Origin of the sequence: Streptomyces sp. NBC_01335, assembly GCF_035953295.1 — a bacterium.
GTDB lineage: Bacteria > Actinomycetota > Actinomycetes > Streptomycetales > Streptomycetaceae > Streptomyces.
Map to the genome: position 1 here is coordinate 6,692,367 of NZ_CP108370.1, position 12,437 is coordinate 6,704,803.

Below are 12,437 nucleotides of genomic sequence, written 5' to 3' on the forward strand. Positions count from 1 at the left end.
TACCGCCGCGTACAGCCCCGAGCCGTCAGCGCGTCAGTCCTGGTCACGGTATGCGGACGACGCGAGGGTTTTCCTCATGAACGAAGCAATTACCCCTTCCGGGAAGATGGTTGAAACCCGCACTCCGGTACGGGAGTTCGCCATGCGCTTCACCGCGACTCCGCGCGGCGCGCGCCTCTCCCGCCGTCTCGTGTCGCTCCGGCTCCACGAGTGGGGCCACCCCTGGGCATCGGACACGAACGACGCCCTGTCCCTGATCGCCGCCGAGCTGACCGCGAACGCGGTGCGGCACGGGCGGGTGCCGGGCCGGGACTTCCACGTGCGGCTCACCGAGGCGGGCGGCATCCTGCGGATCGAGGTGACGGACACCCGTGGCGAGCGGTGTCCGTCACCCGGCGATTTGCGTGAGCCTGCCGGCGACGAGGAGTCGGGGCGGGGGCTCCTCCTCGTCTCCAGGCTCGCGGGGCGCTGGGGCGTCCTGCCCCGCTCGGGTGCGCCCGGCAAGACGGTGTGGGCGGAGGTGCGCGGGGAGAAGAGCCCGCCGGGCACGGTCTGACCGTACTCCGTCAGCTCAGCTCAGCTCAGCTCCTCAGCTCAGCTCAGCTCTGCTCGGTGGGTTTCCCTCCCGACATCTTCGACGGCAGCTCGCCCGCCCGGTCGACCACGCCCCAGCCGGTCCGCGCGAGGCTGGACAGGAGGGTTCCCGCCTCCCCGTAGGAGGTGTCCTCGGTGAGATAGCTGCGCGAACCGAGGAAGGAGAGGTCGGATTGGTCGAAGACCCACTCGGTACGGGTGCCGTAACGGGTGTCCTCGCGGGCGATGCCGAGCCCGTGCCGCCCGAGGGCGTCGGCGGCCTGCGGGGCCTCGACGACCCCCGGGAGCCGGGCGGCGGCCTCGTACAGGGCGGCGGCGGTGGGCGCCGGCATCACCGCGGTCAGCAGCTCGCCGATCCGGTCGAAGACGGCCTGGGCGCGCTCCTGGTCCGGGGAGTCGGGGGTGTGCGCGTACAGATACGTCAGCAGCCGCTCGGGGTCGGTCGGGAGCGTGCCGAGCCAGGCGTAGGTGGGCCGGCTGAGCCCGGCGGCCGTGCCCTCCGTGTCACCCAGCTCGGCGTTGACGGGGAACGACTCCCCACCGGTCCGGACCAGGCCGAGCTTGCGCAGGGGGCGCGGGTCCTGGGCGGCCCACTCCTCGCGCTCCTCCAGCGGCCCGACCACCGCCTTGCCGCTGGTCAGGTCCGCGCCCCGGACCGTGGTACGGGTGTAAAGGAACTGGTCGTCGCGGACGGCCGGGACGCCGGTGCGCAGCGCCACCGCGGAGATGCGGTGCAGCAGGGCCGGGCCGCCACGGCCGGTTGCGCCGACGGCGGGTGAGGCGGCCGGCCGGTCCGGGTCCGGGGCGACGGCGAGGGTGGTGACCACCACCCCGGCGAGAGTGAGCGCGGACAGCGGTACGAGCACGGCGGGGCGGAGGAGGAGGCGACGGGCCGGCCGGCCGGACCGGGTGGTTCCGGGGGCGGTCGCGGTGTTACCGGCCTGTTCGGCCGTGTCGCTGTCGATGAGGTTCATGAGCCGTTCCTTGTGGTGGCGGTGCCGCTCGGGGGAGAGGGCGTCGACGTCCGGGGCCGGAAGCAGCCGGGCGATCTCCCGGGCGTCGGCGTCCGGCAACTCCCGGACACCGCAGCGGTCCTGGGGCAGGCCGGTGTCGTCGTGGTTCATCGGGTCTCCTCCCGTACGGGCAGGGCCGCGAGTGCGGCCGTACCTGTCACCTCTCCGCGGGCGCCGCGCGGTTCCCGTTCCTCCTCGACGAGCCGGGCCAGTCTCGTGCGGGCGCGCGAGAGGCGCGAGCGCACCGTCCCGACCGGCACCCCGAGGGCCTGCGCCGCCTGCTCGTAGTCGAGGCCGGACCACACGCACAGGGAGAGCACCTCCCGCTCGTGGCGGCGCATTCCCCCCAGCGCGTCCTGGACCGCCCGCAGCCGCCGCGTGTCGTCGAGGCGGTCCACCGTCTCCGGGGCGAAATCGGGTACCACCTCGGGCCTCGGCCCACGGGCGAGGAAGGCGACGCGGCGGCGGGCTCCGCGCCGGGCGTTCTCGCACTTGTGGGTGGCGATGCCGAGGAGCCAGGGGAGCAGCGGACCGCCCTCCTCCGTCACGGTCTCCCGTCGGCGCCAGGCGGTCAGAAAGGTCTCCGACATGATGTCCTCGGCGGCCGACCGGTCGCCCGTCAGCCGCAGCGCGTGCCGGTGGACCCGCGGTGCGCACTCCTCGTACAGCTCGGCGAACGCCTCGCGTTCACCCGCGCGTACGCGGCGGCGCAGGTCGTCGTCTTCTTGTTCCCTCACACCTGGTACCTCTCCGCGGCACGGGCCAGGTTCCTGTGACCTGGGTCATGCCGACTCGCTGCGCGTACGCGCGCGGCCGCCCCCGGCGTGGTGCTGTGCCGGGGGCGGCCGGGCGGGGCGGGTGCGCGGCTCAGCGCAGCTGCTCGTACGCGGGCAGGGTGAGGAAGTCCGTGTAGTCGGTGTCCAGCGCCACCTGGAGCAGCAGGTCGTGGGCCTGCTGCCAGCGGCCGGCCGCGAACGCCTCCTCGCCGATCTCGGCGCGCACGGCGGCGAGTTCCTCGGCGGCGACCTTGCGGGCCAAGTCGGCGGTGGCGTGTTCGCCGTTCTCGAAGACCACGTCCGCGTTGATCCACTGCCAGATCTGCGAGCGGGAGATCTCCGCCGTGGCCGCGTCCTCCATGAGGCCGAAGATGGCCACGGCACCCGTACCCCGCAGCCACGCCTCGATGTAACGGATGCCGACCGCGACGGCGTTGCGCCAGCCGTCGTACGTGGGGCGGGCGTCCAGGCTGTCGACGGCGATCAGGTCGCCCGCCGCCACCGAGACGTCCTCGCGGAGCCGGTCCTTCTGGTTCGGCTTCTCGCCGAGCACCGCGTCGAAGGAGGCGAGGGCGATCGGGACCAGGTCGGGGTGGGCGACCCAGGAGCCGTCGAAGCCGTCGGCGGCCTCGCGGTCCTTGTCCGCCTTCACCTTCTCGAACGCGACCTTGTTGGCCTCGGCGTCCCGGCGCGAGGGGATGAAGGCCGCCATCCCGCCGATGGCGTGCGCGCCCCGCTTGTGGCACGTGCGGACGAGGAGTTCGGTGTACGCGCGCATGAACGGGGCGGTCATCGTCACCGCGTTGCGGTCCGGCAGGACGAACTTCGTACCGCCGTCACGGAAGTTCTTGACGATGGAGAAGAGATAGTCCCAGCGTCCCGCGTTGAGCCCGGAAGCGTGGTCGCGCAACTCGTAGAGGATCTCCTCCATTTCGTAGGCGGCGGTGATCGTCTCGATGAGGACGGTCGCGCGGACGGTGCCCTGCGGGATGCCGGTGTACTCCTGGGCGAAGACGAAGACGTCGTTCCAGAGGCGGGCCTCCAGGTGGGACTCCGTCTTCGGGAGGTAGAAGTACGGGCCCTTGCCGAGTCGGATCAGCCGCTCGGCGTTGTGGAAGAAGTACAGGCCGAAGTCGACCAGCGCGCCGGGGACCGGGGTTCCGTCGAGCTGGAGGTGGCGCTCGTCCAGGTGCCAGCCGCGCGGCCGGGTGACGACGGTCGCCAGCTCCTCGGCGGGCCGCAGGGCGTACGTCTTCTGGGACTTCGGGTCGGTGAAGTCGATGCGGCGCTCGTAGGCGTCGATCAGGTTGAGCTGCCCGAGGACGACGTTCTCCCAGGTGGGGGCCGAGGCATCCTCGAAGTCGGCGAGCCAGATCCGGGCGCCGGAGTTGAGCGCGTTGATCGTCATCTTCCGGTCGGTCGGCCCCGTGATCTCCACCCGGCGGTCCTCCAGCGCCGGCGGGGCGGGCGCCACCCGCCAGGAGTCGTCGGCGCGGACGCCGGCCGTCCCGGGCAGGAAGTCCAGGGTGGAGGTGCGGGCGATCTCCGCGCGGCGCTCCGCCCGGCGGGCGAGGAGCTCGTCGCGGCGGGGCGTGAACCGCCGGTGCAGCTCGGCCACGAACGCGAGGGCCGCGTCGGTCAGCACCTCCTCCTGCCGGGGCAGGGGCTCGGCGTCGACGACGACCAGCGGGGACGGCACCGGTGCGGACATGAGCGGTCACTCCTTCAGAGGGGCGGGCGGGGCCTGCGAGGTCTCGACCGTATCCACGGGCTTCTGTTCTGTGGATAGTAGTTTCCTCATCGTGGAACCTCAACGGCCGTAGGTGTGGCGAGCCGCCGACGGTGACGGGGCGTCGGCGTCCGGGCATGACGGTCGAGTACGCCCGAAAGGTTCGGCCCGATCTGGTCCCGCCCTTCATCGGTCACTGGGCGACGTACGCCCCGGGTGCCCATGCCGGACTCCTCGGCCGGACCGGGCGGAAGGAGTTCCCCGTCGTTCTCCGGGTGGTGGACGACCGGCTCACCGCCTTCTACGAGGACCTCGAACGGGCCGTCCTCGCACCGTCCTCGCGCGACTTCTTCGACCGGACCATGCGGCGGGTGAGCGAACTGGGAGGCGAGGCGCAGGCCTTCGCCGAAGAGCACGGCGGGGCGCTGAAGGTGTTCGTCGAGGACGACGCACCGGTCCGACCCGGCCCCGGCCGGGGTCCGGCCCGTCAGGGTCCCCGCAGCCGCCCCAGATCCTCCGGCGTGTCGATGTCGTACGCCTCCGCCACGTCCGCGCACTCGACCAGCGTGAGCGCCTCCCGGTGCTCCCGCAGATAGGCGCGCGCTCCCTGGTCGCCGGTGGCGTCCGTCGACACTCCCGCCCAGTGGTCGGCGCCGAGGAGTACCGGATGCCCGCGCGTACCGTCGTACGAGGCCGCCGCCAGGCTCGCCCGCGAGGTGGCGGCCGCGCGGAGCCGGGACACCGCCTCGGCGCCGATGCCCGGCTGGTCGACGAGGAGGACGAGTGCCGCGTCCGCACCGGTGCCCGCGAGTGCGGCGAGACCCGCGCGCAGCGAACCGCCCATGCCCCCACGCCACTCCGGATTGACCGTCACCGCGCATCCGGCGAGCCCGCTTCGGGCCCGCACCTCTTCGGCGGCGGCACCCAGCACCACCACGATCCGGTCGCAGCCGCCGTCGCGCAGTGATCGAATCGCGTGTTCGATCAGGGGGCGGCCCCGGTACGTCAGGAGGGCCTTGGGCCGCCCGCCGAGGCGTCTGCCGCCTCCGGCGGCGAGCAGTACCCCGGTGACCAGGGGGTTCTCAGGAACTGGAGCCATGGGTCCTGGATACCACCGACACGCCGTCGGGCGGGTCGCACACGCGAAAGCCGTGTCACCCTCAGGGGTAACCCTGATTTCCGGTCACGGAGTGGCGCCGGCCACCTTCGATGGCGTTAACTTGCCTCCACTCCGGCGCACTTGACCACGCCCCGGAGTGCGAAAGACCTACGGCACGAAGGCGTGCGAGGGGGAGTGCATTGTTGCGAAGTGTGGGGCAGAAGCGGGTGACCGGGAGCAGCGAGGACCCCAGGGTCACGGAGTTGCGGACAGCGGTGTCCCGGCTCCGGCGCGAGCTGGCCGGGCATCCCGCGGAGTTCTCCGACCGGGGGATCGCGGAGGAGGAACTGGCCGCGCTGGACGCCATGGCGGTCAGCGGGGTCCCGGAGATTCCCCGGCTCCGCCGTTCCCTGCTGCTGATCGCGGGATCGATCGGATCGGTGAGCGCCCTGGCGCCCGGGCTCCGGGCGGTACGTAACGCGGTGGATCTCTTCGGGGAGCCGCCGCGCGGATGACGCGCCTCGCGGCCCGGGGCGGGTGTCCCGGGACCGCACGAGGGAGGGGCGGCGGGCATCATGCCTGCCGCCCCTCCCTCGCGTCGGTGGTGCGGAGGCTCAACCGCCCGCCGCTAGGCCGTGTCTGACCATTCCCGCCGGGCGGTCGGCGCCCGGCACGGCACCTCGCGGCGTTGTCGGACCGCCCGCGTACATCCAGTACGCGGGCGGTCCTCCGCCTTGCGAGGCACCGCACCGGACACCGCCCGCCGACCCGACGCGCATGGTCAGACACGCCCTGGGCCGTGTCTGACCATTCCCGCCGGGCGGTCGGCGCCCGGCACGGCACCTCGCGGCGTTGTCGGACCGCCCGCGTACATATCCAGTACGCGGGCGGTCCTCCGCCTTGCGAGGCACCGCACCGGACACCGCCCGCCGACCCGACGCGCATGGTCAGACACGCCCTGGGCCGTGTCTGACCATTCCCGCCGGGTGGTCGGCGCCCGGCACGGCACCTCGCGGCGTTGTCGGACCGTCCGAGTACATCCAGTACGCGGGCGGTCCTCCGCCTTGCGAGGCACCGCGCCGGACACCGCCCGCCGATCCGACGCGCATGGTCAGACACGGCCCAGCGCCTTGGAGAGGTCCTTCGCCGTCTGCTGGAGGATCGGGACGATCCGTTCCGTCGCCGCCTCCGTGACCCGTCCGGCCGGGCCCGAGATGGAGATCGCGGCGGCGGTGGGGGAGTCGGGCACGGCGACGGCCAGACACCGCACCCCGATCTCCTGCTCGTTGTCGTCGATGGCGTACCCGGCGTGGCGGACCTGCTCCAGCGCCTCCAGGAAGCCGTCCGGAGTGGTGATCGTCTTCTCGGTGGCGGCGGGCATCCCGGTGCGCGCCAGCAGTGCGCGTACCTCCTCGGGCGACGCGTGCGCCAGCAGCGCCTTGCCGACGCCCGTGGAGTGCGGCAGCACCCGGCGGCCCACCTCGGTGAACATCCGCATCGAGTGCTTCGAGGGCGCCTGCGCGACGTACACCACCTCGTCGCCGTCGAGCAGCGCCATGTTGGCGGTCTCGCCGGTCTCCTCCACCAGGTGCTGGAGGTAGGGCCGCGCCCAGGTGCCGAGCAGCCGGGACGCCGACTCGCCCAGGCGGATGAGCCGGGGGCCCAGGGCGTAGCGGCGGTTGGGCTGCTGGCGTACGTAACCGCAGAGCACCAGGGTGCGCATCAGGCGGTGGATGGTCGGCAGCGGCAGTCCGCTGGTCGTGGAGAGTTCGCTCAGGCCCACCTCGCCCCCGGCGTCCGCCATCCGCTCCAGCAGGTCGAAGGCGCGCTCCAGGGACTGCACCCCACCGCTGGAACCGGCGGTCTTGGAGTCGGAAGTGCTGGCGTCGGACGGCGGCACGTCAACGTTCCTTTCGAAGCGGGAGGCAAGGTAGCAGCGTACCGGGGCGGTCGCGGTCCGCGCACTGCTCGTGGCACGACGTATCTGCCGGTCAGAGGGGTGTTCCCGGCTGCCGCGGACAGGTCCGGGGAGCGTTTGCGGAGTGTCCGTCGCTCGCACGCGCATTCCGAAGTCCGGAAGACCGATTCTGTTTCACGGAAGTTTCCGCGTGTTTTCGCGTGCTCTCCCGGCGGGATCGGCGGGGGGCGCCCCGGCGGCGGAGGGGTCTTGACGGAGGGGAAACCCGCATGAAGACTCCTTCAACAGTTCGTTGAAATCGCTGAGATGTCCCGACGCAAGCGGAGCGAGGAGCACGGGTGTTCGGTGCGGACGTGCGGAAAGACCTGAACGCCGACGGGGACGAGGACGGGCGCACACACACCGGGCTGCTCCTGCGCTCGACCCGTGTCGTCACCCCCACGGGGACCCGCCCCGCCGCGGTCGCGGTCCTCGGCGGGAGGATCGAGTCGGTCCTCCCGTACGACACCCACGTCCCACCGGGCGTCCGGCTGGAGGACCTCGGCGACCGGGCCCTCCTCCCCGGGCTCGTGGACACGCACGTCCACGTCAACGATCCGGGGCGCACCGAGTGGGAGGGGTTCTGGACCGCCACCCGGGCGGCGGCGGCCGGAGGCATCACCACCCTCCTCGACATGCCGCTCAACTCCCTCCCCCCGACCACCACCGTCCAGAACCTGAGGACCAAGCAGCGGGTCGCGGCCCCCAAGGCGCATGTGGACACCGGCTTCTGGGGCGGTGCGATCCCGGCGAACGCCAAGGACCTGCGCGCGCTCCACGAGGCCGGCGTCTTCGGGTTCAAGTGCTTCCTCTCCCCGTCCGGCGTCGAGGAGTTCCCGCACCTGGACCAGGAGGGGCTGGGGCGCTCGCTGGCCGAGATCGCGGGCTTCGGCGGGCTGCTCATCGTCCACGCCGAGGACCCCGGACACCTCGACACCGCCCCGCAACGCAGCGGCCCCGCCTACGCCGACTTCCTCGCCTCGCGCCCCCGGGCCGCCGAGAACGCCGCGATCGAGGGGCTGATCGCCCACGCGAGACGGCTGGACGCCCGCGTCCACGTCCTGCACCTCTCGTCCGGCGACGCGCTGCCGCTGATCGCCGCCGCCCAACGCGAGGGCGTACGCGTCACGGTGGAGTCCTGCCCGCACTTCCTCACCCTCACCGCCGAGGAAGTGCCGGACGGGGCGACCGAGTTCAAATGCTGCCCGCCCATCCGGGAGGCGGCCAACCAGGACGCGCTGTGGCAGGGCCTCGCCGACGGGGTCATCAGCTGCATCGTCTCCGACCACTCGCCGTGCACCACCGACCTCAAGACGCCCGACTTCGCGTCCGCGTGGGGCGGCATCTCCTCCCTCCAGCTGGGGCTGCCAGCCATCTGGACCGAGGCCCGCCGACGCGGCCACTCGCTCGACGACGTGGCGCGCTGGATGTCCACCGGCCCCGCCCTGCTCGCCGGGCTCGACCGGAAGGGCGCCATCGAACCCGGCCGCGACGCCGACTTCGCCGTACTCGACCCCGAGGCCACCTTCACCGTCGACCCGGCAGTGCTCCACCACCGCAACCGGGTCACCGCCTACGCGGGCCGCACCCTCCACGGCGTCGTCACCTCGACCTGGCTGCGCGGCGAACGGATCGTCCACGACGGCGTGTTCACCGAACCCTCCGGCCGCCTCCTCGAAAGGAACCACTGACCATGACGGAGTCCGAGCCGCCGCGCTGGACCGGAGACGCCCTCCCCTACACGGGGGGCGACCCGTACGCCGACTACCGCACCCCGGGCCCCGCCGGATTCCCCTTCGGCCACCTCGTGGACCTCGCCGGACGGCAGCTCGGCGCCGGGGTGATCGCCGCCAACGACGAGTTCTTCGCGGAGCGGGAGAACCTGCTGAAGCCGGGCCCCGCCGTCTTCGACCCCGAACGGTTCGGGCACAAGGGCAAGATCATGGACGGCTGGGAGACCCGCCGCCGACGCGGGGCGAGCGCCGACCGCCCGCACCCCGAGGACGACGACCACGACTGGGCGCTGGTACGGCTCGGCGCCCCCGGCATCGTGAGGGGGCTGGTCGTCGACACCGCCCACTTCCGCGGCAACTACCCCCGCGCCGTCTCCGTGGAGGCCACCGCGCTGCCGGGCTCGCCCTCGCCCGAGGAACTGCTGGCGCCGGACGTGAAGTGGACGACGCTGGTACCCCGTACGGAGATCGCCGGCCACGCCGCCAACGGCTTCACGGTCTCCGCCGAACAGCGCTTCACCCACCTCCGCGTCAACCAGCACCCCGACGGCGGCATCGCCCGGCTGCGAGTCCACGGCGAGGTCGCCCCCGATCCCGCCTGGCTCACCGCGCTCGGCACCTTCGACCTGCTGGCCCTGGAGAACGGCGGCCGGGTCGAGGACGCCTCGGACCGCTTCTACTCCCCGGCCACCAACAGCATCCAGCCCGGCCGCTCCCGGCAGATGGACGACGGCTGGGAGACCCGCCGCCGCCGGGACCGGGGCAACGACTGGATCCGCTACACGCTGCCCGCGCAGGCGGAGATCCGGGCCGTGGAGATCGACACCGCCTACCTCAAGGGCAACGCGGCCGGCTGGGCCACGCTCTCCCTGTGCGACGAGGCGGAGGGGGCGGACGAGGCGTGGACCGAGTTCCTGCCCCGGACCCGCCTCCAGCCCGACACCAACCATCGCTTCGTCCTGGAGACCCCGGTCCGCGCCACCCGGGTGCGCGTCGACATCTTCCCGGACGGCGGGATCTCCCGGCTCCGCCTCTTCGGCTCCCTCACCGGGACCGGAGCGAGCCGGCTGGCGGCCCGTCACCACGAGCTCGGGGGCTGACGCGGGGGCCGCGCGTCACGGAGACGGTGGGCGGTCCGGGGGCGCGGTCCCGAGCGCGGTCACTGCGCCGCGGGGAGGAGGGCGCTTATGGAGGGGTCGATCGTGGCCCCCTTGACGCATTCGTCGTCGAAGGCGGTCAGTTTGAGGGTGCGCCTTTCGGTGGACAGCCATTCCTCCATGACCAGGCTCCAGCCGAGCTTCTTGAAGACCGAATGAGTCATGTAGACCGTGCCGTCCTTGTGCTTCTCCGTCTGCTCGGTCGGGGACTTGGCCCAGCCGCGATCGATCAGTGCGGCCGCCAGGGCGTCCGTGCGCTTGGTGTCCTGGGTCTTGGCCTTCTCGAACGCCCGGTAGCTCACGGAGCACTCCTGCAGCGAGCCGGGCCGGGGCTCCGCTTCCGTTCGGGCCCAGTCCGGATCGTTCGGCGGGGCGCCTACGCCGGCGGTGATCCTGTTGAGCACCACGCGCATCTTCGCCCTGGTGACCGGGCCGGCGTCCTCCACCCCCGGCGCGGCCATGACGTTGGCGGGAACCGCCTCCTCCTTACGGTCGGCTCCGTCGCCGCCGCAACCCGAGACACCCAGCACCACTGCCACCGCACCGGCGGCAGCCCACCCCACTCTGCTCACGTACGTCCCCCCTCATGACACGGGGCCCATCTGCCCCGTGCGTCGGGGAAGTGTGCCACGAGCCACCGACGTTCCGTGGGCCGCCCCCAGCAGGTGAGGGGGGGCGAGAGCCGGCCCGGTGCGCCCGAACGGATCGGTACGGGACGGTATGTCACCCTGGTCGTGGTGCCGTCCGGCCCTCCGGCGCCCGGCGGCGCGTCACCGTACGTCCCGACCAGGAGCAGCCATGATCTTCATCGCCGTCAAGTTCACCGTCCTCGTCGCCGAGCGCGACAACTGGCTCCCCGCGATGGAGGAGTTCACCCTCGCCACCCGCTCCGAGCCGGGGAACCTGTTCTTCGACTGGTCGTACAGCGTGGAGAACCCGAACCAGTTCGTCCTGCTCGAAGCGTTCGCTTCGGCGGAGGCGGGCGAGGCGCACGTGAAGTCCGACCACTTCCAGGCCGCCATCAAGACGATGTCGTCCCTGGTCGCCGAGGTCCCCGAGATCATCAACGTCGAGGTCCCCGGCGAGGGCTGGTCCCGGATGGGCGAGGTCGCGCCGGTCAACCGGTGACGACGACCGGTGACGGGTGACCGGTTGATCGCCGGTGCGGGTACGGGCGCCCGGCGCCCCTGCCGGGGCCGGCCGGCGGGTCAGAACTCCTCGTGGTCGTCCGGGTCGCCGCCGAACCGGTGCTGCTTCCCCGAGCCGATCCGGTCCAGCTGGTCCGGCGTCAGCTCGAAGCCGAACAGGTCCAGGTTCTCCCGCTGCCGCCCCGGGTCGGCCGACTTGGGGATCGGCACCACCCCCAGCTGGGTGTGCCACCGCAGCACCACCTGACCGGGCGTCACCCCGTGCTCGCGGGCGATCGCCACGGTCTCCGGCGCCTCCAGCACCTCGCGGCCCCGCGCCAGCGGACTCCACGCCTCCGTCACGATGCCCTTCGCCGCGTGCACCTCCCTCAACTCGTCCTGGGGGAGCAGCGGATGCAGCTCGATCTGGTTGACCGCGGGCACCACGCCGGTCTCCCGTTCCAGCCGGTCGAGCTGCGCGGGGGTGAAGTTCGAGACGCCGATGGAGCGGACGAGCCCGTCCTCGCGGAGCTTGATCATCGCCTTCCAGGTGTCCACGTACTTGTCCACGCGCGGCAGTGGCCAGTGGATGAGGTAGAGGTCGACGTACTCGACGTCGAGCGCGGCCCGCGACTCCTCGAAGGAGGCCAGCGTCTCCTCGTAGCCGTGGTGACGGCCGGGCACCTTGGTGGTGACGGTGATCTCCTCGCGCGGCACCCCGCTGCGGGCGATGCCGCGGCCGGTGCCGCGCTCGTTGCCGTAGTTCTTCGCCGAGTCGACGAGCCGGTAGCCGAGGCCCAGCGCCCCGGCGACCGCCTTCTCCGCCTCGTCGTCGTCCAGGGGGTACGTGCCGAGACCGACCGCCGGGAGGGTGCGGTGGTCCAGCAGGGGGAGCTGGGGGACGGCGCTCATGATCGTCCTTTCCGTGATCCGTGTGTGGTGATCATCCGTAGGTCCGTGATCCGTAGGTCCGTGATCCGTTTGTCCGCGAACCGGGATCCCGAATCCGTGACCCGTGTCCGTGTCCGTGATCCGTGCGGTCCCGCCAGCGTAGGACGCCCGGTGGCTCCGGGCAGGTCGCGGCGGCGGGGGACCGTGCGGGGCGGGGGAGCGGCGGGCGGGGGCCGGGCGAACGGGTGACCACGGCCCGGCCCAAGACGCGGGTTCCGCGCGGCGGCGGCGGCGGGTAGCGTGAGCCGGTCGGTGTGCGAGCCAGCGAGGTCTCCACGCTTGTTTCCCGTCGTGGAGAACC

13 protein-coding genes are annotated in these 12,437 nt (G+C 72.5%); 6 read left to right on the top strand and 7 right to left on the bottom strand.

The features are described from left to right. Positions 1-76 precede the first annotated feature (76 nt). A complete protein-coding gene (locus OG599_RS28575) occupies positions 77-556 on the top strand; it encodes an ATP-binding protein (protein WP_327178841.1) in 480 nt (159 codons plus the stop codon). A gap of 43 nt (positions 557-599) precedes the next feature. Here the strand turns inward: OG599_RS28575 and OG599_RS28580 are convergent, their stop codons facing one another. From OG599_RS28580 to aceB, 3 genes are all read right to left on the bottom strand, one after another. Beyond that, a complete protein-coding gene (locus OG599_RS28580) occupies positions 600-1,718 on the bottom strand; it encodes a CU044_5270 family protein (RefSeq protein WP_327178842.1) in 1,119 nt (372 codons plus the stop codon). Then, positions 1,715-2,320: an RNA polymerase sigma factor gene (locus OG599_RS28585; RefSeq protein ID WP_327180223.1), complete on the bottom strand. Its 606-nt coding sequence runs from the start codon at positions 2,318-2,320 to the stop codon at positions 1,715-1,717. Before OG599_RS28585 ends, OG599_RS28580 begins: the two co-directional genes overlap by 4 nt. A 154-nt stretch (positions 2,321-2,474) precedes the next feature. Beyond that, positions 2,475-4,094 carry a malate synthase A gene (gene aceB / locus OG599_RS28590; protein WP_327178843.1) on the bottom strand — a complete coding sequence of 540 codons (1,620 nt, stop codon included), beginning with the start codon at positions 4,092-4,094 and terminating at the stop codon, positions 2,475-2,477. A gap of 155 nt (positions 4,095-4,249) precedes the next feature. Here aceB and OG599_RS28595 point away from each other — a divergent pair, with 155 nt between their 5' ends. Further along, positions 4,250-4,708 carry a hypothetical protein gene (locus OG599_RS28595; RefSeq protein WP_327178844.1) on the top strand — a complete coding sequence of 153 codons (459 nt, stop codon included), beginning with the start codon at positions 4,250-4,252 and terminating at the stop codon, positions 4,706-4,708. On the opposite strand, the gene OG599_RS28600 is transcribed toward OG599_RS28595, so the two are convergent. Further along, on the bottom strand, positions 4,600-5,211 hold the full coding sequence (locus OG599_RS28600; RefSeq protein ID WP_327178845.1) for a nucleotidyltransferase family protein: 612 nt from the start codon (positions 5,209-5,211) through the stop codon (positions 4,600-4,602). The genes OG599_RS28595 and OG599_RS28600 overlap by 109 nt on opposite strands. 212 nt (positions 5,212-5,423) lie before the next feature. On the opposite strand from OG599_RS28600, the gene OG599_RS28605 reads away from it, so the two are divergent. Further along, entirely contained in the window at positions 5,424-5,726 is a 303-nt protein-coding gene (locus tag OG599_RS28605) for a DUF5955 family protein (RefSeq protein WP_327180224.1), read from the top strand. A gap of 596 nt (positions 5,727-6,322) precedes the next feature. Here the strand turns inward: OG599_RS28605 and OG599_RS28610 are convergent. Then, positions 6,323-7,111 (bottom strand): IclR family transcriptional regulator, encoded by a 789-nt coding sequence (locus OG599_RS28610; protein WP_327178846.1) that lies wholly within the window; start codon positions 7,109-7,111, stop codon positions 6,323-6,325. A 371-nt stretch (positions 7,112-7,482) separates the two neighbouring features. On the opposite strand from OG599_RS28610, the gene allB reads away from it, so the two are divergent. Both allB and alc read left to right on the top strand, forming a co-directional pair. Then, the gene (gene allB / locus OG599_RS28615; protein WP_327178847.1) at positions 7,483-8,859 is read left to right on the top strand and encodes an allantoinase AllB; all 1,377 of its coding nucleotides are present in this window, start codon (positions 7,483-7,485) and stop codon (positions 8,857-8,859) included. A gap of 2 nt (positions 8,860-8,861) precedes the next feature. Beyond that, a complete protein-coding gene (gene alc / locus OG599_RS28620) occupies positions 8,862-10,001 on the top strand; it encodes an allantoicase (protein WP_327178848.1) in 1,140 nt (379 codons plus the stop codon). A 59-nt stretch (positions 10,002-10,060) separates the two neighbouring features. Here alc and OG599_RS28625 read toward each other — a convergent pair whose 3' ends face one another. Next, complete coding sequence (locus OG599_RS28625; RefSeq protein ID WP_327178849.1) at positions 10,061-10,630, bottom strand: hypothetical protein; 570 nt, start codon at positions 10,628-10,630, stop codon at positions 10,061-10,063. A 226-nt stretch (positions 10,631-10,856) separates the two neighbouring features. On the opposite strand from OG599_RS28625, the gene OG599_RS28630 reads away from it, so the two are divergent. Continuing rightward, on the top strand, positions 10,857-11,186 hold the full coding sequence (locus OG599_RS28630) for a putative quinol monooxygenase (protein WP_327178850.1): 330 nt from the start codon (positions 10,857-10,859) through the stop codon (positions 11,184-11,186). 80 nt (positions 11,187-11,266) lie between these two features. Here the strand turns inward: OG599_RS28630 and OG599_RS28635 are convergent, their stop codons facing one another. Continuing rightward, positions 11,267-12,097 carry an aldo/keto reductase gene (locus OG599_RS28635; RefSeq protein ID WP_327178851.1) on the bottom strand — a complete coding sequence of 277 codons (831 nt, stop codon included), beginning with the start codon at positions 12,095-12,097 and terminating at the stop codon, positions 11,267-11,269. Positions 12,098-12,437 lie beyond the last annotated feature (340 nt).

Bases quoted from the DNA above. Each gene is read 5' to 3' on its own strand.
- OG599_RS28575 (WP_327178841.1), top strand. From the start codon at position 77: ATGAACGAAGCAATTACCCCTTCCGGGAAGATGGTTGAAACCCGCACT.
- OG599_RS28630 (WP_327178850.1), top strand. From the start codon at position 10,857: ATGATCTTCATCGCCGTCAAGTTCACCGTCCTCGTCGCCGAGCGCGAC.
- OG599_RS28635 (WP_327178851.1), bottom strand. From the start codon at position 12,097: ATGAGCGCCGTCCCCCAGCTCCCCCTGCTGGACCACCGCACCCTCCCG.
- OG599_RS28595 (WP_327178844.1), top strand. From the start codon at position 4,250: ATGACGGTCGAGTACGCCCGAAAGGTTCGGCCCGATCTGGTCCCGCCC.
- aceB (WP_327178843.1), bottom strand. From the start codon at position 4,094: ATGTCCGCACCGGTGCCGTCCCCGCTGGTCGTCGTCGACGCCGAGCCC.
- OG599_RS28580 (WP_327178842.1), bottom strand. From the start codon at position 1,718: ATGAACCACGACGACACCGGCCTGCCCCAGGACCGCTGCGGTGTCCGG.
- alc (WP_327178848.1), top strand. From the start codon at position 8,862: ATGACGGAGTCCGAGCCGCCGCGCTGGACCGGAGACGCCCTCCCCTAC.
- OG599_RS28600 (WP_327178845.1), bottom strand. From the start codon at position 5,211: ATGGCTCCAGTTCCTGAGAACCCCCTGGTCACCGGGGTACTGCTCGCC.